Below are 18,159 nucleotides of genomic sequence, written 5' to 3' on the forward strand. Positions count from 1 at the left end.
CGCGCTCAGTCCGCGCCGGGCCGCAGCACGTAGCCCGCGCCGCGCACGGTGTGGATCATCGGCGGTCGGCCGGCGTCGATCTTCTTGCGCAGGTAGGACACGTACAGCTCGACCACGTTGGACTGGCCGCCGAAGTCGTAGTTCCACACCCGGTCGAGGATCTGGGCCTTGGACAGCACCCGGCGCGGGTTGCGCATGAGGTAGCGCAGCAGCTCGAACTCGGTGGCCGTCAGCTCGACCGGCTCGCCCGCACGGGAGACCTCGTGGGCGTCCTCGTCGAGGACCAGGTCGCCCACCACCAGCTCCGAGCTGCGCGCGGCGGCGGCCATCCCGGCACGGCGCAGCAGGCCGCGCAGCCGCGCCACGAGCTCCTCCAGCGAGAACGGCTTGGTGACGTAGTCGTCGCCGCCCGCGGTCAGCCCGGCGACCCGGTCCTCGACGGCGTCGCGTGCGGTCAGGAACAGGACCGGGACCTCGGGGGTGTCGGCGCGGACCCGGCGCAGGACCTCGAAGCCGTCGACGTCGGGCAGCATCACGTCGAGCACGATCGCGTCCGGCCGGAACTCGCGGGCGTGGCGTACGGCGGCCAGGCCGTCCGCGGCGGTGCGGACCTCCCAGCCCTCGTAGCGCAGGGCCATCGACAGCAGGTCGGCGAGCGTCATCTCGTCGTCGACGACGAGCACGCGGATCGGGCCGCCGTCGGCGCGGCGCAGCGGGTCCGCGTCCCGGTCCATCACCTCGCTCATGTTAGGAGCACACCGCACGGACCTGTGCGACGGCTGTGGGCGGTCTCTCTACCGCGCGCGCCAGTACCCGGTGGCGTAGACCGCGCGCCGGTCGAAACCGCGCTCGCCGAGCAGGTGCGCCCGCAGGTCCTTGACCGCCGCGGACTCCCCGGACAGCCACGCCTGGCCGGGCCCGGCGGGCAGCTCGACCGCCCGCACCGCCGCGACCAGCGGCTCTCCGGCGGGTGCGTCCCCGCGGTGCACCCAGGTGACGGCCGGCCCGCCGGGCAGCGACTGCTCCTCGCCGGCGTCGGCGACCTCGGCGACCACCCGTACCGGCACCCCGGGGGCGGCCTCGGCGAGCGTCTCGCAGACGGTCGCGATGGCCGGCAGCGCGGACTCGTCGCCGATCACGAGGTGGTGCGCGGCCGCCGGGTCCGGCTCCCAGCGCCCGCCGGGCTCGGACACCCCGACCCAGTCCCCGGGTGCGGCCGACACGGCCCAGGCGGCCGCAGGCCCGTGTCCGGTGTGGACGACGAAGTCGACGTCGAGCTCGCCGTGCTCGCCCGCGCCGGGGGCGAACCGGCGCACCGTGTAGGTGCGGATCGCCGGCCTGGCCTCGCCGGCGGGCCAGACCGGGCCGCCGGTCGAGGCGCGTGGCACGGCGGGACGCTCCTGACCCTCGACCGGGAAGAACATCTTGATCCGACGGTCCGGGCCGTGCCCGGGGAACCCGGCCAGCTCCTCGCCGGTCAGGGTCACCCGGACCATGCCGGGGGTGACGCGCTCGGTGCGGGCCACCTGCAGCAGGCGTGGTGCGGTCGTGCTCATGGCCGGGAATTGTCCCGGACGCGCGCTCAGGCCCGGCGGCCGAGGCCCGCCAGGCCGGTCCAGACCAGGTCCATCAGGTACTCGGTGGCCTGCTCGGCGGTGACCGACTCGTCCTGGCCGCGCCAGACCGCGAGCCGCTCGCAGGCCCCGACGATCACCTGCGCCCAGCCGGTCAGCCGGGCCGGCCCGGTACCCGGTACCTGTGCGGCGAGCAGCGCGGCGATGAAGTCGGTCTGCTGGGCGCGGATCTCCTCCAGCGCGGTGCCGGTGACCCCGGCCTCGGAGCAGAACAGCTGCCAGGCCGGCGCCCGCCGGTCCAGGTAGTGGAAGAACGCGAGCGTGCCGCCCCGCAGCATCGCCTCCGGTGACTCCGCGTCCCCCGCCGCCCGGGCGACGACCTCGAGCAGCTCGGCCCGGGCCCGGGCGATCGCCGCGAGCAGCAGGCCCTCCTTGGAGCCGAAGTGGGTGTAGAGCACCGGCTTGGTGACCCCGACCCGCTCGGCGACTTGCTCCATCGAGACCTCGGCGTAGCCGCGTTCGCCGAAGACCGCGACCGCCGCGTCGACGATCTGGCGCTCGCGCTCCGCCCTGGGCACGCGGCGGCGGGGGCCGGGTACGGTCTGCGCGGTCACGTCGGAGATATTACCCGCAGTAAGTTACTGGCGGTAGGAAGCGAGCGGGAATGGACGTCTACGCCCTGCCGATGACCACCCGGTTCCGCGGGATCACCGTACGGGAGGGACTGCTGCTGGCCGGCCCGGCCGGCTGGGGCGAGTTCTGCCCCTTCCCCGAGTACGACGACCGCGAGTCCGTCGCGTGGCTGGCCGCGGCCCGCGAGGCGGCCGGGGCGGGCTGGCCGGAGCCGGTGCGCGAGCAGGTGCCGGTCAACTGCACCGTGCCCGCCGTCGGCCCCGAGCACGCGCAGCGGATCGTGCGCGCCTCCGGCTGCACCACCGCGAAGGTCAAGGTCGCCGACGCGGGCGCCCCGTTGTCCGAGGACCTCGAGCGCGTCGCCGCCGTCCGTGACGCGCTCGGCCCCGCCGGGCTGGTCCGGGTGGACGCCAACGCCGCGTGGGACGTCGCGACGGCGGTCGCCGCCATCGGCGAGCTCGACCGGGCCGCCGGGGGACTGGAGTACGTCGAGCAGCCGTGCTGGGAGGTCGACGACCTCGCCGCCGTCCGCCGGGCCGTCGACGTGCCGATCGCCGCCGACGAGTCGATCCGCCGGGCCGAGGACCCGATGCGGGTGGTGGCGGCGGGCGCGGCCGACATCGTGGTGCTCAAGGTGTCACCGCTGGGCGGGGTGCGCCGGGCCCTGCGGATCGCCGAGGAGGTCGGGCTGCCGGTCGTCGTGTCCTCGGCGGTCGAGTCGGGCGTCGGGCTCGCCGCCGGGCTCGCGCTGGCCGGGGCGCTGCCGGAGCTGCACCACGCCTGCGGGCTGGCGACGGCGTCGCTGCTGGCCGACGACGTCGTCGACGAGCCGCTGCGTCCGGTGGACGGGCTCCTCCCGGTGCCGCGCCGCGCGCCCGAGCCGGTGCACCGGTCCCGGGTCGCCGCCGCTGCGGACCGGGCCGCGTGGTGGAACGGACGTCACGACCGGGTCGCGGCGCTCCTCGACACCGCGCCGCTCAGTACCGGTTGACCCGCCCGTCGCGGCGCAGCGCCGCGTCGATCGCCCGGGCCGGGCCGGGGACCCGGTACTGGCCCTTCACGAGCTTCCCGGCGCTGGGGACCGCACCCGTCTCCGGCCAGGTCGCCGGGTCCCACAGCGACGAGCGCAGGAACGCCTTCGCGCAGTGCAGGAACAGCTCGTCGATCTCCACGACGATCGCGATCTCGGGCGTCGAGCCCTGCACGGTCAACCGCTCGGCGAAGTCCGGCCGGTGCACGATCCGCGCCCGCCCGTTGATCCGCACGGTGTCGTTCGACCCCGGCACGACGACGATCATGCCGACCCGCGGGTCGTGCAGGATGTTGCGCATCGAGTCCAGCCTGCGGTTGCCCTTGCGGTCGGCGAAGGCGACCGAGTGCTCGTCGAGCACCAGCAGCGAGCCCGCCGGGTCGCCCCGCGGTGAGACGTCCACCCCGTCCGGCCCGGTCGTCGCGAGCAGGAAGAACGGCGACGCGGCCAGGAACTCCGCGGTCACCGGGTCGACCCGGTCGCGGGCCTTGTCCCGGATGAAGTCCGGCACCTCGCCGATGATCTCCCTGAGCCTGGCCTCGTCGGTGACGTCGTCCATGGACCCCCTTTGTTCTTAGGGCACCCTAATACCGAACGCGCCGTGCGGGCGCCCCCCGCCTAGTGTCCCGGGGATGGGCGTGATCGTGATCGGGGCCGGTATCGCCGGGGTGAGCTGTGCCGCGGAGCTGGCCGCGCGCGGCGTCGACGTGACGGTGTACGAGCGGGCCCGCGCGGCCGGGGGCAGGCTTGCGGTCCACCGCCACGAGGGCCGTCCCGCCGACATCGGCGCCGCCTACTTCACCGTCTCCGACGACCGTTTCGCCGCCCGCGTCCGCCGCTGGGCCGACGACGGCCTGGTCCGTGAGTGGACCGACACGCTGGCGGTGTTCGACGGCACCACCCGCGGCGACGACACCCCGGGCCCGGTGCGGTTCGCCGCTCCGGCCGGGCTGCGGTCGCTGGTCACCGCGACCGCGGGCGAGCTGGACCTGCGCACCGGCCGCACCGTCGAGCGGGTCCGGCCCGGCCCGGACGGCCCGACCGTCGACGGTGCGCGCGCCGACGCCGTCGTGCTGGCGATGCCCGACCCGCAGGCCGCGCGGCTGCTGGACCCGGACACGCCCGCGGGCGCCGCGGTCGCCGGGCGGGAGTGGAACCCCGTGCTCGCGCTGACCGCCGGGTTCGCCCGGCGGGACTGGCCGCGGCTGCCCGCGGCGTTCGTCAACGACCACCCGGTCCTCACGCTGGTCGCCGACGACGGCGACCGCCGGGGCGACGACGCCCCGGTGCTCGTCGCGCACTCCACCGGAGACCTCGCCCGCACCCACGACGCCGACCCCGGTGGCGCCGCGCCCGCGATGACCGCGGCCCTGCGCGAGCTGCTGGGCGTCACCGACGAGCCGGGCTGGACGCACGTGCACCGCTGGCGCCTCGCCGCGCCCGCGGGCACCCGGGACGAGACCTTCCACCTCGACGACGACGGCATCGGGCTCGCCGGCGACGGCTGGGGCCGGTCCCGGGTGCAGACGGCGTGGCTGTCCGGGCTGGAGCTGGCCGGGGCGCTCGCGGACCGCCTGGGCCGCTGAACCCCGCACGCACCGCCCCGCACCCCCCGCCCCGCCCCGTCGCCGAGCCTCGACGAGCCCCGGCGGGTCCCGGGGAGGGTGGGTGGTGGCGGGCCCTGGCCGCGTGGGCGTCGGCGACCTACCGTCGGGTCATGTCCGATCGCGTCACTGCTGCCGCCCCCGTCGCCCCGGGACCGGAGGAGCGGCCGTTCGGCGGCTCCACCGCCGCCGTCGAGCTCGAGCCGGGCGGACCGTCCGAGGCCGGGCGGGCGGTCCTCGCCGAGCTGGCCGCGGCGCTCGACGCCGACCGGGTACTCACCGACCCCGACGTCGTGCGTCCCTACGTCCACGACGAGGCCGAGTGGGCCGAGTACGGCACCCCGGTGTGCGTGGTGCGGGCGCGGACCACCGCCGACGTCGCGGCGACGGTGCGGGCCTGCGCCGCGCACCGGGTCCCGGTCGTCGCGCGGGGCGCGGGCACCGGGCTGTCCGGCGGGGCGAACGCCGTGGACGGCTGCGTGCTGCTCAGCCTGGAGCGGATGACCGCGATCCGGGAGATCTCGGCGGGGGAGCGGCTCGCCGTCGTCGAACCGGGTGTGGTCAACGACGACCTGCGCGCCGCCTGTGCCGAGCGGGACCTCTGGTACCCGCCGGACCCGGCGTCCGCGCCCTGGTCGACGATCGGCGGCAACGTCGCCACCAACGCGGGCGGGCTGTGCTGCGTCAAGTACGGCGTCACCCGTGACTACGTGCTCGCACTCGAGGTGGTCACCGCGACCGGTGAGGTCGTGCGGGTGGGTCGGCGCACCGCGAAGGGGGTCGTCGGCTACGACCTCGCCGGGCTGATGGTCGGCTCGGAGGGGACGCTCGGGATCATCACCGAGATCACGGTGAAGCTGCGCCCGGCGCGACCGGCCGCGCCGCGCACCGTCGTCGGGTTCTTCGACTCGCTCGCCGACTGCGGGGCCGCGGTCGCCGCCGTGACCGAGCAGGGACTGCAGCCCGCGGTGTTCGAGCTGGTCGACCGGGAGTGCCTGGCCGCGGTCAACGCGTGGCGCAACGCCGGGCTCCCCGAGGGCGCCGCCGCGCTCCTGCTCGCCCAGACCGACCTGCCCGAGCCCGCCGCGACCGCCGAGGCCGACGCGATCCTGGCCGCGTTCACCGCGCACGGGGCGACCGAGGCGATGGCCGCGACCGACGGGACCGAGTCCGAGGCGCTGTTCGCCGCCCGCCGGATGGCCTACCCGGCGCTGGAGCAGCTCGGGATGGGCATGCTGACCGAGGACGTCTGCGTCCCGCGGCCGCGGATGGCGCAGATGCTCGCCCGGATCGAGGACATCGGCCGGCGCCACGCGGTCCGGATCGCCACGGTCGCGCACGCCGGCGACGGGAACCTGCACCCGCTGATGCTGACCCCGCACGAGGACCCGGACGCCCGCGACCGCACCCGGGCCGCGTTCGACGAGATCATCGCCGCGGCCGTCGAGCTGGGCGGCACGGTCACCGGCGAGCACGGTGTCGGGCTGCTCAAGCGGGACGGGATGGAGCGCGAGCTCGGTCCCGGGGTGCTCGCCCTGCAGCGTGCGGTGAAGGCGGCACTGGACCCGGACGGCATCCTGAACCCCGGCAAGGCTGTCTGAGCCCGACGCGTCGCCCGGATGGCCGCGCGTGATCGTCCGCGTACCGGGGAACCCCGCGGGATGAGTACGACCGACCCGGCCCTGGTCCCCTCCGCACTCGCGCTGACCTACCGGGGGCCCGCGCACACCGGGGCGCCGCGGCTGTCCGGGATCGACGGGGTGCACGAGGTCGTACCGGTGGTCGCGGCGGAGGTCCGGGAGGTCGAGCGCATCGACACCGCCGACCTGCGGCTGTTCTCCGCGGGGATCGAGCTCGTCGTGGAGCACGTGGTGCCCGACCGCGCCTCGGTGGTGGCGCCCGGCGCGGTCTGGGTGCTGCGGCTGCCCGACGCGGGCCCCGACGACGAGCTGCGCGTCCCGCTGCCGGGCAGCGAGGTCGAGGGCGTCGCCGACCGGTCGGTGCCCGACGGCGTCGACGCACTCGTCCGCCGGGTCCGCGGCGAGGCGCCGCTGGTGCCGGTCGGGCGGGTGCACCTCACCCGCACCGTCGGCAGGCTGCGCGACGCGGCCGGGCGGGACCTGGCCACCCTGACCCGCGACCAGGTCGACGTCGCGACCCTGGGTACCGCGGCGACGGTCGAGAGCTGGACCGAGGCCGTCGTCGAGCCGGGGACGGCCGGGACCGCCCTGCTGCAGGAGCTCGACGACGCCCTGCGGACCACCGGCATGGTCCGGGCCCCGCGCGGCGCCCACGCCCGGCTCGCCGCGCTGCTGGCCGAGGCCGCGCCCGCCCGTCCACCCCGGCGGACCGGGCGCCGGGGCAGCGCCGGTGCGCTGCTGCTGCGCTACCTCGGTGAGCAGGTCGACGCCCTCGCCGCCCGCGAGCAGGACCTGCGCGCCGACCGCCCGGACGCGGTGCACCAGATGCGCATCGCCGCCCGCCGGATGCGCAGCGCGCTGCGTACCTACGCCGGGCTCCTGGAGGGGCCGCGGGCCGCGCACGTGGTCTCCGAGCTGCGCTGGCTGGGCCGGGCGCTGGCCGGCGAGCGCGACGCGGAGGTCCAGGAGGAACGGCTGAACGCCCGGCTGGGGGCGCTGGAGCCGGAGCTGCTGCTGGGGCCGGTGCAGGCCGCCGTCACCCGGCACTTCGCCCGCACCCGGGCCGAGACCGGGGCCGCGGTGCTCGACGTCGTCGGCGGGGAGCGCTACGCCGCCCTGCAGGGCGCGCTGCGCAGGCTGCTCGCCGACCCGCCGCTGTCGGCGAGGGCCCGCAGGCCCGCGACGAAGGTCGTGCCCGCGATGGTCGGCCGGACCGCGCGGAAGCTGGAACGGCGGATGGAGCGGGCGCTCGCCGATCTCGAGGCCGGGCACACCGCCCCCGACTCGCTGCACGACGCCCGTAAGACCGGCAAGCAGCTGCGCTACGCCACCGAGGTCGCCCGGCCCAGCGTCGGCCGGGGCGCACGGGCGTTCGCGAAGCGGCTCAAGAAGGTGTCCGACGTGCTCGGCGAACACCAGGACGCCGTCGTCTCCCGGGAGACGCTGCGCAGCCTCGGCGCCCGCGCCGGCGCCGAGGGGGGCAACGGGTTCACCTTCGGGGTGCTGCACGGGCGGGACACCGCGACGATGCTCGACCTGGAGCGCAGGCTGCCCACGGTGTGGGAGACGGCGTGGACGCGGCGCGCCCGCCGGTGGATGCGCCGCTAGCCTGCACCGGGTGAGAGACGCCGTCGCCGACCTGCGCCGGATCGCGTTCCTGCTCGAACGTGCCCAGGAGTCGACCTACCGGGTGCGCGCGTTCCGGACCGCGGCCGCCGCCCTGCGCGGTCGCGACGCGGAGGAGCTGGCCCGGCTGCACGCCTCCGGTGGTCTCACCGACGTCAAGGGCGTCGGCGAGGTGACCGCCCGCTGCGTGGGGGAGTCCGTCGCCGGCGAGGAGCCCGTCTACCTGCGTCGGCTGGAGGACGCCGTCGCCCGCGCCGACGCCACCGGTGTGCCCCTGGCCGAGGCGGCGCTGCGGCTGCGCGAGTCGCTGCGCGGGGACTGCCACAGCCACACCGACGCCTCCGACGGCGGTTCGCCGCTCGCCGAGATGGCCGAGACCGCGATCGGACTGGGCCACGACTACCTGGTCGTCACCGACCACTCGCCGCGCCTGACCGTCGCGAACGGACTGTCCGCGGACCGGCTCCGCCGCCAGGTCGAGCAGATCGCACAGCTGAACGAGAGGATCACCGCGTCCGGGGCGGGCTTCCGCGTGCTCACCGGGATCGAGGTCGACATCCTCGACGACGGGGCACTCGACCAGGCCGAGGACCTGCTCGCCTCGCTCGACGTCGTGGTCGCCAGCGTGCACTCGAAGCTGCGCATGCCGCGCGACGAGATGACCGAGCGGATGCTCACCGCCGTCGCGAACCCGCACGTGGACGTCCTCGGGCACTGCACCGGCCGGATGGTGACCGGTCGCCGCACACGCCCGGAGTCCGAGTTCGACGCGGGGGCCGTGTTCGCCGCCTGCGCCGAGCACGGTGTCGCGGTGGAGATCAACGCCCGCCCCGAACGCCTCGACCCGCCGAAGCGGTTGCTGCGCCTGGCCGTCGAGGCGGGGTGTGAGTTCACCATCGACACCGACGCCCACGCGCCCGGCCAGCTCGACTGGCTCGACCACGGCTGCGCCCGTGCCGTCGCCTGCGGCGTGGACCCGGAGCGGATCCGCAACACCCGCGACCTCGCGGGCCTGCTGCGCCGCTGACCCGCCGCGTCTCCGCGTCTCCGCGCTGCCGCCGATCCGCTGCGCCGGTGAGGGCCGCGCTGCCGGCCCGCTGCGCCGGCGGGCTCCCGGGTGCCCGGCTCAGCGCAGCTCGAAGTCGGCGACGTCGAAGCCGGGGGAGACGACGCAGCTGACCAGGACCGCCCCCGGTCCCGCCGGCTCCGCCCGCTGCCACACCGCGGCCGGCACCTCCTGCTGCGGGCAGGCCGGCCCGAGGCGCAGCCGTGGCCCGGGGACGGGATCCGGCCCGTCACCCCCGAGGACCAGGTCCGCCTCCGGGCCCGAGTGCCGGCACCACAGCTCGGTGGACCGGACACGGTGCCAGCGGCCGGGGGCGTCGAAGAGGTAGAGGATCGCCGTCGCCGAGGGACGCGGACCGTACGGGGTGTCGACGACGACCGGGGAGGTCCAGGTCCGCCGGTACCACCCTCCCTCCGGGTGCGGGGCGAGGTCCAGCGCGACGGCGAGGTCGGGGCGAGCCACGCCGCCACTGTGGCAGGCGGACGCGCGGTCCGTCCCCGGTCCCCACCCCGGGGCGCCCCCGGGGCATCGGCCCCGGGGCGCGTCGCACCCCTGGTGCGGTCGCCGCACCCGTCGCGGCGGGTGCGGGCGCCCCCGCCGGGGTGCGACACCTCCGTCCGCGGGGCGCCCCACGCGGCGACGGGTGCCACACCCGCCGTCGCGCACCGGCCGGTCACCCGACGTCACCGGCGCCCGCAGGAGGCTCACCGTCCGTCCACGAGCGACCGCATCCCACCCATACGCGCGCTCCCCGGACGGGTGGTTCGACTGGTGCTCCTCACCCACCGCACGTGAGATGGGACCGCAGGTGACCGAGTGACGGGAGTGATCCACGGTGCGGACCAGGACCAGGACGACGGTGGCGGTGCTCGCCGCGACGCTCGCGCTGTCGGCGGTCACGACGGCCGGCACGGCGACGGCGACCCCGGCCGACCCCGCCGCACCCCCGGCGTCGTCGCACTGCGCCGAGACCGCGGCGCAGACGCTCGGCTGGGGCGCCCCCACCCGCGAGTCCGGTTTCGACGGCACCACCGTCCCGCCGGACTGGCACCCCTACGGCCCCGAGCCCGGCCACGACAAGAAGGGCACCCGCACCCCGGAGGCGGTCACGGTCGCCGACGGGGCGATGACCATCTCCGCCGACGCCGACGGCAACACCGGTGCCGTCAGCTGGCACCCGGGCCAGCGCTACGGCCGCTGGGAGGCCTGCGTGAAGTCCGACGAGGGTGAGGGCGGGATCAACGCACTGCTGCTGCTCTGGCCGGTGGCCGAGGACTTCCCGGTCGGCGGCGAGGTCGACTGGATGGAGATCACCGACGACTCCCGCCGAAAGACCAACTTCTTCCTCCACTACGGACGCGACAACGACCAGGACCACGGGTCGGTGACGCACGACGCGACGCAGTGGTCGGCCTACGCGCTGGAGTGGACGCCGGAGAAGATCACCGCGTACGTGAACGGGAAGGAGTGGTACTCCAACACCGACACCGACCAGTTCCCGCCGCGCCCGATGAACATGACCATGCAGCTCGACTACTTCGGCAACGCCGGCGGCCCGACCGCCATGCACCTGGACTGGGCCCGGCAGTGGGCGCTGCCGCAGAGCACCGCGGCCACGCTGAGCCTGCCGCCCGGCTCGGCCGCGACCGGCCAGCCCCGCGACTTCCCCGACCGGACGCCGCGCGAGCTGTCGGAGCCCGAGCAGCAGGCCCAGACCGCGATGCTCGCCCGCGATCCGGGCTGAGGCTCAGACCGCGGCGTCGAGCTCCGCGCGGGTGGGCGGGTTCGCGCCGTGCCGCGAGCAGGTGATCGCCGAGGCCGCGACGGCCTCGGTCAGCACGGCCTCCAGTGTCGGCCGGTCGATGCGGTACAGGTCGTCGCGGGCGGTCGCGCCCAGCAGCCCGCGCCGGTGCAGACCGGCGAGCAGCGCGGCGGTGAAACTGTCCCCGGCGCCCACCGTGTCGACGACGTCGACGGTGCGGCCGGGCAGCACCAGGTGCAGCCCCGACGACGTCCCGGCCAGCACCCCCTCCGCGCCGAGGGTGACCACCACGACCGCCGGGCCGAGCTCGAGCCACTCGCCGACGACGTCGCCGGGCTCGCGCCCGGGGTGCAGCCAGCCCAGGTCCTCCTCGCTGACCTTCACCACGTCGGCCACGCCGAGCAGCTCGTGCACGCCGGGCAGGACCTCCTCGGGGGTGCCCATGAGCAGCGGCCGGAAGTTCGGGTCGTAGCTGACCGTCGCGGTGTCCACAGCGGAGGCGAGCAGCTCGCGCAGCGCCTCGTGGCCGGGGGCGGTGGTCAGCGCCAGCGATCCGGAATGGACGGCGAGGACGGGACCGGCGGGACCGTCGTCGAGGGCGCCGTCGAGCTCGTCGTCGGTCCACTGCCAGTCCGCGGTGCCCGCGATCCGGAAGTCGTAGGACGCCTGCCCGTCGGCGGCAAGCTCCACGATCGCCAGTGACGAGGCCTCGTCCGCCTCGACCGAGCGCGACAGGTCGACGCCGTTGTCGGCGAGGTGGGCGCGCAGCCTGCGCCCCAGCAGGTCGTCGGCCAGCCGGGCCAGCATCCGGGCCGGCACGTCGAGGCGGGACAGCCCGACCGCGACGTTGGCGGGGCTGCCACCGGGCGCGAACTCCCAGTACTGCTGTGTCGATGCGCGGTCCGCCTGCGCTTCCCGCTGCGCGGTCACGGGGACGATGTCGACGAGGGCTTCTCCGGCGACGGCGATCACTCCGCGTGGCGGGCGTCCGGCAGCTGTGTCGGGCATGGCCGCACTGTAGTGGTCCGATCCGCGCCCACGGTCGGGTCCGTGACGGGTCACGACCACGTCACGGTGCGTCGACACGCACGTGGTAGGCATGACGGATGCCCCGGAAGATCCCGGTCGTGGTGCTGGCCGGATTCCTCGGAGCCGGCAAGACGACGCTGCTGAACCATCTGCTCGCCGCGGGCGGCGACGCCCGGATCGGCGTGGTCGTCAACGACTTCGGGTCGGTCGGCATCGACGCGATGCGTGTGGCCGGTCAGGCCGGTGACGTCGTCGGACTGGGCAACGGCTGCCTGTGCTGCGAGGTCGGCGAGGGCGGTGTGTCCTCGGTGCTGGAGAAGCTGACCCGGCGCCGCGACGAGATCGACGTCGTGGTCATCGAGGCCAGCGGCATCGCCGAGCCCGGCACACTGGTGCAGCTGGTGCTCGACGCGCTGGGGCAGCACCTGAGCTTCGGCGGGCTGGTCGAGGTCGTCGACGCCGCGGAGTTCGAGACCTCGCGCCGCCGCCACCCGCAGCTCGACAAGCACGTCGGGCTGGCCGACCTCGTCGTCCTCAACAAGATCGACCGGGTGGGGCCGGGGCCGCTGTGGCGGGTCCGGCGGCTGTGCCGGGAGGCGAACCCGCGGGCGCCGATCGTCCCGGTCCGCGACGGCGCGGTGGACCCGGCCCTGCTGTTCGACATCGAGATCGTGCCGGGCCGGCAGCTGATGCTGGGCGAGCGGGTCGACGAACCGCATGAGCACCACCTGCACGCCGGCTACCAGAGCCTGACGTTCCTGTGCGACGAGCCGCTCGACGCCGCCCGCCTGCAGGACCTGCTCGACGCCCGGCCGTCCGGGCTGTACCGGATCAAGGGGTCGGTGCGCTTCGCCGCCGCCCCCGAGCGGGAACGCTGGGACCTGCACACCGTCGGCCGCTACGTCCGGTTCCGCCGGACCCGGTGGGACGCCGGCGAGTCCCGCCGCACCACCCTGGTCCTGATCGGCACCGGCCTGGACTCCGACGCGCTGCGCCGGTCGCTGCAGGCCTGCGTCGCGACCGATTCCGACCGACGCGACCCCGACGCCCTGCTCCCGGTCGCCCGCTACGCGACCTGACGGCCCCGGGGAGGGCTCAGACCGAGGTGAGGTCCGGGCCCGTCGCCGGCTCGGCCAGCTGGGTCAGCGCCTCGGCGGCCCAGGCCTCCCCACCGGCGACGGCGGTCCACAGCAGGACACCGAGGGTGCGGGTCGGGTCGATCCGGCCCGCCTGCCAGGACGGCGTCGCGGCGAGCCGCTCGGCGCGCGCGCAGAGCTGCCGGGAGGCGGGGTCGTCCTCGGTGATGTCCCGGGCGAAGCGGGTGTGCCCGGTGCGGGCGCGGTAGGCCCGGACCGGGTCGGTGACGGCGTGGATGACCGAGAGCACCGCGATCGCCAGCCCGAGCGTGACGGGCAGGCAGACGAGGAACGCCAGCGCCGACCACGACCAGCTGTTGTCACCGACGGTGAGTGCCACGACGGCGGCCGCGACGACGGCGGTGCCGGTCATCGCACCGGCCGGGAGGCGGGTGTAGACGAGGTCGCCCGCGTCGTCGACGACGTAGTCGGTGCCGGCGACCAGCGCCGGGTCGTACACGCGGTATCCGGTACGGGTGCGGACGAGGGTGGGCAGGCGGTCGGCGGGGGCGCCGGCGGCGAAGTCGTTCATGGTCGTGCTCGATCTGTGAGAATGCTGCTGCTCGCGGCCCACCTGATGGCCGTCTCGCCCGGTCAGTCGCCCACGATGCCGGTCGGTGTTACAGATTCACAACGTTCCTCGGCGCGTCCGGTCTGTGATGTTCGCCTCCCCCGCTTGCGAGCAACCCGGAGGGCTCACCCGGGTGGCCAGGCGTCGCCCCACGCGGTGTCACGGGCGTGCCGGAACAGCTCCTGGCGACTGCGCGGGACGGGGGTGTCCCGCAGCGTCCCGTCCGCCCCGCAGACACGTAGCGTCACCAGTCCCTTGCGGGTCTGCGGATGCCGCACCACCCGGCCCGGGGCCCGCCCGGCGCTGCCGTCCTCGTCACGGACGGCGACGACGTAGGAGAACTTCTCGTCCTCGTGACCCAGTGAACCCGCCTTCAGCACCCGGTGCCGCGAGCTGCGTCCGACCCGGACGGCGAAGTGGCACCAGTCGTCGCCGGTCACCGGGCAGGCGCCGTCGTGCGGGCAGGGCGCGGCGACGGTCAGGCCCGCGGCGAGCAGGCGGGTGCGCGCGTCGAGGATGCGGGCGTGCCCGGCCGGCGTCCCCGGCTCGACGAGCACGACCACCCGCGCGGCCCGGGCCGCGGCGTCGACCACGGCGTCGCGCACCGGGACCGGCAGCTCCCCGAGCAGGTAGCAGGCGGTCAGCAGGTCGGTGTCCGGCAGCGCCGGGGCGGTGCCGAGCACCGCGGCCTCCCAGCGCGTCCCGCGCAGCAGCGCCGACGGCGCCCCGCCCGCGAGCCTGCGGCCCAGCGCCCGGGCGGGCGTGGCCGCCTCCAGCACGGTGGCCCGCTGCAGCGACGGCCACACCTGCGCCGCCGCCCACACCGCGGCACCGGTCCCGCCGCCGAGGTCGAGCAGCGACGCCGGCTCCGGCACCCGCGCGGCCGCCCGCTCCAGCACGTCGAGGACCGCCGCGTGCGTGGCGGGCATCCGGTACGCGGCGTAGGCGGCCGCGTCGTCGTCGGTGCGCAGGATCGGCGCGGTCGGCACCGTGCCGCTGCGGTAGTCGCGGATCAGCCGGCCGACGACCGGCGCGAGCCGCGCGGCGGGGACGCGGTCGAGCGCGTCGTCGAGGGCGGCGGCCAGCGCGCCGGACAGGTCGGGGGACAGGTCGGGGACCACCGCCCCATTCCACCAGCCCGGTGCTCAGCCCCGGGCGCCGACCAGCAGCGGGTCGGCCAGCGCGTCGAGCAGCGGGGCCTGCAGCCGCGCCCACGGCGACAGCCCCGACGCCGGGTCGTCGGCGGCGGCGCGGAAGCGCGACCAGCTCCACCAGGCCACGTCCTCGACCTCGTCGGGGCGCGGCTCGGGCTCGCCGGTGATCCGGGCGACGAACACCGGGCAGAGCTCGTTCTCCTCGATCCCGTCCTGCGACGCGCGGTAGCTGAAGTCCGGCAGCACCACCCGCAGCTCGGTCGCGCGGATGCCCAGCTCGTCGGCCAGCCTGCGGTGCACCGCGTCGGCCATGTCCTCACCGGGGGCGGGGTGACCGCAGCAGGTGTTGGTCCAGACCAGTGGGAAGGCCTTCTTGGTCCGGGCCCGCCGGGTCACCAGCAGGCGGCCGGAGTCGTCGACCCCGTAGCAGGAGAACGCCAGGTGTCGCGGGGTGGTCGCACCGTGCACGGTGGCCTTGTCCGCGACGCCGACCGGGTTGCCGTCGTCATCCAGCAGCACGACCTGTTCCATGCCGTCCTGTCTACCGGAGCCCGGCCGTGGAGGCCCGTCGGCCGGCGCCGGCTCACACGCCGGGGGCGGGCGGCCCGGGTTACCGGACGGCCGCGGCTCAGACGCCGGGGCGGGCGGCTCCCCGGCGCCGGACCACACCGGCGAGCGCGGCACCCGGCAGGTGGGCGGCGACGACCGCGAGCGCGGTGGGGGAGACCGTGCCGCGTGCCAGCCCCAGCCCGACCGCGCAGTCGAACACCCGCTGGTGCCGCGCGGCGGCGCCGATCGCGGCGCCCGCGTCGTCGCCGCGCAGCGCGTTGCGGCCGGCCAGGATCCCGGAGGCGACGGCGTCGAAGATCCCCTCGCCGGTCAGCGGGTTCACCTTCGCCGCGGCGTCGCCGGCCAGCAGCACCCGCCCGTCGGGCTGGAAGCGGGGCGCGGTGGACAGCGGCAGGTGGTGCGCGCGCAGCGTCGCCGGGTCGGGTTGCTGGCCGGGCAGCAGCGCGGCGAGCCGCTCCAGCAGCGCCGCACGGTTCCCGGCGCCGCGCTCGTCGAACACGCCGTAGCCCACGTTCGCGCCACCACCCGCGATCGGGAACGACCAGGCGTAGGCCGGGACGGTGCCGCCGGCGTACTCGATCGACAGCGTGCCGGGCTCGGCGGCGACCGGGGCGTACCCGCGGATCGCCACCGCCGTCGACGACGGCGGCACGCCCGGCGCGCCGAGCGCGCGGCGGACCACCGAGTGGGCGCCGTCGGCGCCGATCACGACCCGGGCCGCGATGTCGTCGTCGAGCAGCACCCGGTCGCCGTGCGGGACCAGGGTGCGGACCCGGTGGCGCCGCAGCTCGGCCCCGGCCGCGACGGCCGCCCCGACCAGCGCGGCGTCGAGCTCCAGCCGCGGGACGACCCGGTTCGGCCGGGGAGCGGTGCGGTGCACGACCCGGCCCGCCGCGGTGCGCAGGCGCAGCCGCGGCGCCGCGACGCCGAGCGTCCGGATCCCGGTGGCGCCGAGCTCGTCGAGCAGGTCGAACACCTCGGCCGCGACGCCGTCGCCGCAGGTCTTGTCGCGGGGGAAGGCCGCGGCGTCGAGCAGCAGCACCGACGCCGCCGGGCGCAGCCGCAGCACGTTGAGCGCCGCGGCACAGCCGGCCGGACCGGCACCGACCACGACGACGTCGTAGGTGGACATGGCGTCATTCTCCCTCCCCGCCGGGGGCGGAAACGGTTCGCCACCGCCCGGGAGGCCGTGGTCCACTCGCGCACCGCCACCCCGCCGGCCGGCCGCCCGGCCGCCACCGCGGGTGGGCACGCCCGTCACGTCGGAGAGGACCACGCTGTGACCACCGAGCCGGCTGCCGGCCGCGACGCCGGGCGACTGCCCGCCGGAGCCCTGCTGATCATCGCGCTGCTGGTCGGCTCGGCCTTCGTGATGATCCTGAACGAGACGATCATGAGCGTGGCGTTGCCGGCGCTGATCGCCGACCTGCGGGTCACCCCGGCCACCGCGCAGTGGCTGACCAGCGGTTTCCTGTTGACGATGGCGGTGGTCATCCCGATCACCGGTTACCTGCTGGGGCGGTTCCCGCCGCGCTCGGTGTACCTCGCCTCGATGGGGCTGTTCAGCACCGGCACCCTGCTGTGTGCGATCGCGCCGGCGTTCGGGTTCCTGCTGGCCGGGCGGGTCGTGCAGGCCACCGGCACCGCGGTGATGATCCCGCTGCTCATGACCACGATCCTGCGCCTGGTCCCGGCGAGCCGCCGCGGGCAGACCATGGGCACGATCTCGATCGTCATCGCCGTGGCGCCCGCGGTCGGCCCGACGCTGTCCGGGGTGATCCTGTCCGCGCTGGGCTGGCGCTGGATGTTCTGGATCGTGCTGCCGATCGCCCTGGTCGCCCTCCTCGCGGGGGCGCTCCGGCTGCGGGTGGCCGCGCAGACCACGCGCTCCCCGCTCGACGTCACCTCGGTGCTGATCTCGGCGGTCGCGTTCTCCGGGATCGTCTACGGGCTGTCCGCGATCGGTGAGTCCGCGGCCGGGGGTACGCACGCCGCGGTCCCGCCCTGGGTCCCGCTGGTGCTCGGTGCGGTGGCGCTGGCGGTGTTCGTGCACCGCCAGATCCGGCTGCAGCGCGGCACCGGCACGGCGCCGCTGCTGGACCTGCGCCCGTTCGCGGTCCGCCGGTACTCGCTGTCGCTGGTGCTCGTCGCGACCGGATTCATGTCGCTGTTCGGCGCGATCATCCTGCTGCCGCTCTACATCCAGGAGGTGCTGGGCGACAGCGCGTTCGTCGCCGGGCTGGTGGTACTCCCGGGCGGGCTGGTGATGGGACTGCTGGGCCCGTTCGTCGGCCGGGCCTACGACCGGCTCGGCGCGCGTCCGCTGGTGCTGCCCGGCTCGGTGTTGCTCGCGGTCGTGATGTGGGGGTTCACCACGCTGGGCGCGGACACCCCGATCCTGCTGGTGGTGCTGCTGCACGTGGGCCTGTCCGCGGCGCTGGCGCTGATGTTCACGCCGCTGATGACCGACGCGCTGGGCTCGCTGCCGGGCGAGCTGTACTCGCACGGCAGCGCCATCCTCACCACGCTCCAGCAGGTCGCCGGCGCGGCGGGGACGGCGCTGTTCATCACCGTGATGACGCTGGCCTCGGCCGGCGCCGGGGTCGACGCGGCCGGCGTGCACGCGGCGTTCCTGGTCGCGGCGGTCGTGTCGCTGGTGACGGTGGCCGTCGCGGTCGCGGCGGCCCGCCTGCCCGCCCCCACCGGGGCCGCGCAGGACGCCCCGGCCCGCCGCGGCGCCCCGTGACGTCGCCCGGCACCCCGC

The 18,159-nt window shown here is 76.0% G+C and carries 18 protein-coding genes; 8 read left to right on the top strand and 10 right to left on the bottom strand.

What is annotated here, in order from left to right:
- Positions 1-5: 5 nt before the first annotated feature.
- Genes KPF47_RS26660 through KPF47_RS26670 form a run of 3 tightly spaced genes read right to left on the bottom strand, consistent with a single transcriptional unit; the run spans position 6 to position 2,188 of the window.
- Positions 6-746: a response regulator transcription factor gene (locus tag KPF47_RS26660; RefSeq protein WP_224391564.1), complete on the bottom strand. Its 741-nt coding sequence runs from the start codon at positions 744-746 to the stop codon at positions 6-8.
- Between the two features lie 48 nt (positions 747-794).
- Complete coding sequence (locus KPF47_RS26665) at positions 795-1,556, bottom strand: siderophore-interacting protein (RefSeq protein WP_224391566.1); 762 nt, start codon at positions 1,554-1,556, stop codon at positions 795-797.
- Between the two features lie 26 nt (positions 1,557-1,582).
- Positions 1,583-2,188 carry a TetR/AcrR family transcriptional regulator gene (locus KPF47_RS26670; protein WP_224391567.1) on the bottom strand — a complete coding sequence of 202 codons (606 nt, stop codon included), beginning with the start codon at positions 2,186-2,188 and terminating at the stop codon, positions 1,583-1,585.
- 50 nt (positions 2,189-2,238) lie between these two features.
- Here KPF47_RS26670 and KPF47_RS26675 point away from each other — a divergent pair, with 50 nt between their 5' ends.
- Positions 2,239-3,198, top strand: coding sequence for an o-succinylbenzoate synthase (locus KPF47_RS26675; RefSeq protein WP_224391568.1), 960 nt, complete (start codon positions 2,239-2,241; stop codon positions 3,196-3,198).
- On the opposite strand, the gene KPF47_RS26680 is transcribed toward KPF47_RS26675, so the two are convergent.
- A complete protein-coding gene (locus KPF47_RS26680; protein WP_224391569.1) occupies positions 3,185-3,796 on the bottom strand; it encodes an MSMEG_1061 family FMN-dependent PPOX-type flavoprotein in 612 nt (203 codons plus the stop codon). The two genes, KPF47_RS26675 and KPF47_RS26680, sit on opposite strands and share 14 nt — an antisense overlap.
- Positions 3,797-3,869: 73 nt before the next feature.
- Here KPF47_RS26680 and KPF47_RS26685 point away from each other — a divergent pair, with 73 nt between their 5' ends.
- From KPF47_RS26685 to KPF47_RS26700, 4 genes are all read left to right on the top strand, one after another.
- Positions 3,870-4,823: an NAD(P)/FAD-dependent oxidoreductase gene (locus KPF47_RS26685; protein WP_224391570.1), complete on the top strand. Its 954-nt coding sequence runs from the start codon at positions 3,870-3,872 to the stop codon at positions 4,821-4,823.
- 131 nt (positions 4,824-4,954) lie between these two features.
- A complete protein-coding gene (locus KPF47_RS26690; protein WP_224391571.1) occupies positions 4,955-6,442 on the top strand; it encodes an FAD-binding oxidoreductase in 1,488 nt (495 codons plus the stop codon).
- Positions 6,443-6,502: 60 nt separating this feature from the next.
- Positions 6,503-8,089, top strand: a complete 1,587-nt coding sequence (locus tag KPF47_RS26695) for a CHAD domain-containing protein (protein ID WP_224391572.1) — start codon at positions 6,503-6,505, stop codon at positions 8,087-8,089.
- A 10-nt stretch (positions 8,090-8,099) separates the two neighbouring features.
- Positions 8,100-9,134: a PHP domain-containing protein gene (locus KPF47_RS26700; RefSeq protein ID WP_224391573.1), complete on the top strand. Its 1,035-nt coding sequence runs from the start codon at positions 8,100-8,102 to the stop codon at positions 9,132-9,134.
- Positions 9,135-9,233: 99 nt separating this feature from the next.
- Here the strand turns inward: KPF47_RS26700 and KPF47_RS26705 are convergent, their stop codons facing one another.
- The gene (locus tag KPF47_RS26705; protein WP_224391574.1) at positions 9,234-9,635 is read right to left on the bottom strand and encodes a cupin domain-containing protein; all 402 of its coding nucleotides are present in this window, start codon (positions 9,633-9,635) and stop codon (positions 9,234-9,236) included.
- 373 nt (positions 9,636-10,008) lie between these two features.
- On the opposite strand from KPF47_RS26705, the gene KPF47_RS26710 reads away from it, so the two are divergent.
- The gene (locus KPF47_RS26710) at positions 10,009-10,917 is read left to right on the top strand and encodes a glycoside hydrolase family 16 protein (RefSeq protein ID WP_224391575.1); all 909 of its coding nucleotides are present in this window, start codon (positions 10,009-10,011) and stop codon (positions 10,915-10,917) included.
- A 3-nt stretch (positions 10,918-10,920) separates the two neighbouring features.
- On the opposite strand, the gene KPF47_RS26715 is transcribed toward KPF47_RS26710, so the two are convergent.
- Complete coding sequence (locus tag KPF47_RS26715; RefSeq protein WP_224391577.1) at positions 10,921-11,943, bottom strand: carbohydrate kinase; 1,023 nt, start codon at positions 11,941-11,943, stop codon at positions 10,921-10,923.
- A 98-nt stretch (positions 11,944-12,041) separates the two neighbouring features.
- Between KPF47_RS26715 and KPF47_RS26720 the strand changes: the two genes are divergently transcribed.
- The gene (locus tag KPF47_RS26720) at positions 12,042-13,043 is read left to right on the top strand and encodes a GTP-binding protein (protein WP_224391579.1); all 1,002 of its coding nucleotides are present in this window, start codon (positions 12,042-12,044) and stop codon (positions 13,041-13,043) included.
- A 16-nt stretch (positions 13,044-13,059) separates the two neighbouring features.
- On the opposite strand, the gene KPF47_RS26725 is transcribed toward KPF47_RS26720, so the two are convergent.
- From KPF47_RS26725 to KPF47_RS26740, 4 genes are all read right to left on the bottom strand, one after another.
- The gene (locus KPF47_RS26725) at positions 13,060-13,632 is read right to left on the bottom strand and encodes a hypothetical protein (RefSeq protein ID WP_224391581.1); all 573 of its coding nucleotides are present in this window, start codon (positions 13,630-13,632) and stop codon (positions 13,060-13,062) included.
- A gap of 164 nt (positions 13,633-13,796) precedes the next feature.
- A complete protein-coding gene (locus tag KPF47_RS26730) occupies positions 13,797-14,792 on the bottom strand; it encodes a small ribosomal subunit Rsm22 family protein (protein WP_224391582.1) in 996 nt (331 codons plus the stop codon).
- A gap of 24 nt (positions 14,793-14,816) precedes the next feature.
- Complete coding sequence (idi, locus tag KPF47_RS26735) at positions 14,817-15,356, bottom strand: isopentenyl-diphosphate Delta-isomerase (RefSeq protein WP_224391584.1); 540 nt, start codon at positions 15,354-15,356, stop codon at positions 14,817-14,819.
- Between the two features lie 97 nt (positions 15,357-15,453).
- Positions 15,454-16,527, bottom strand: a complete 1,074-nt coding sequence (locus KPF47_RS26740) for an NAD(P)/FAD-dependent oxidoreductase (protein WP_224391586.1) — start codon at positions 16,525-16,527, stop codon at positions 15,454-15,456.
- Positions 16,528-16,674: 147 nt separating this feature from the next.
- Between KPF47_RS26740 and KPF47_RS26745 the strand changes: the two genes are divergently transcribed.
- Positions 16,675-18,141: a DHA2 family efflux MFS transporter permease subunit gene (locus KPF47_RS26745; protein WP_224391589.1), complete on the top strand. Its 1,467-nt coding sequence runs from the start codon at positions 16,675-16,677 to the stop codon at positions 18,139-18,141.
- Positions 18,142-18,159 lie beyond the last annotated feature (18 nt).

This window comes from Pseudonocardia sp. ICBG1293 (genome assembly GCF_020131355.1).
GTDB lineage: Bacteria > Actinomycetota > Actinomycetes > Mycobacteriales > Pseudonocardiaceae > Pseudonocardia.

Coding starts and splice junctions, on each gene's coding strand:
- KPF47_RS26660 (WP_224391564.1), bottom strand. CDS start 746: ATGAGCGAGGTGATGGACCGGGACGCGGACCCGCTGCGCCGCGCCGAC.
- KPF47_RS26665 (WP_224391566.1), bottom strand. CDS start 1,556: ATGAGCACGACCGCACCACGCCTGCTGCAGGTGGCCCGCACCGAGCGC.
- KPF47_RS26675 (WP_224391568.1), top strand. CDS start 2,239: ATGGACGTCTACGCCCTGCCGATGACCACCCGGTTCCGCGGGATCACC.
- KPF47_RS26680 (WP_224391569.1), bottom strand. CDS start 3,796: ATGGACGACGTCACCGACGAGGCCAGGCTCAGGGAGATCATCGGCGAG.
- KPF47_RS26685 (WP_224391570.1), top strand. CDS start 3,870: ATGGGCGTGATCGTGATCGGGGCCGGTATCGCCGGGGTGAGCTGTGCC.
- KPF47_RS26690 (WP_224391571.1), top strand. CDS start 4,955: ATGTCCGATCGCGTCACTGCTGCCGCCCCCGTCGCCCCGGGACCGGAG.
- KPF47_RS26695 (WP_224391572.1), top strand. CDS start 6,503: ATGAGTACGACCGACCCGGCCCTGGTCCCCTCCGCACTCGCGCTGACC.
- KPF47_RS26715 (WP_224391577.1), bottom strand. CDS start 11,943: ATGCCCGACACAGCTGCCGGACGCCCGCCACGCGGAGTGATCGCCGTC.
- KPF47_RS26720 (WP_224391579.1), top strand. CDS start 12,042: ATGCCCCGGAAGATCCCGGTCGTGGTGCTGGCCGGATTCCTCGGAGCC.
- KPF47_RS26725 (WP_224391581.1), bottom strand. CDS start 13,632: ATGAACGACTTCGCCGCCGGCGCCCCCGCCGACCGCCTGCCCACCCTC.
- idi (WP_224391584.1), bottom strand. CDS start 15,356: ATGGAACAGGTCGTGCTGCTGGATGACGACGGCAACCCGGTCGGCGTC.
- KPF47_RS26740 (WP_224391586.1), bottom strand. CDS start 16,527: ATGTCCACCTACGACGTCGTCGTGGTCGGTGCCGGTCCGGCCGGCTGT.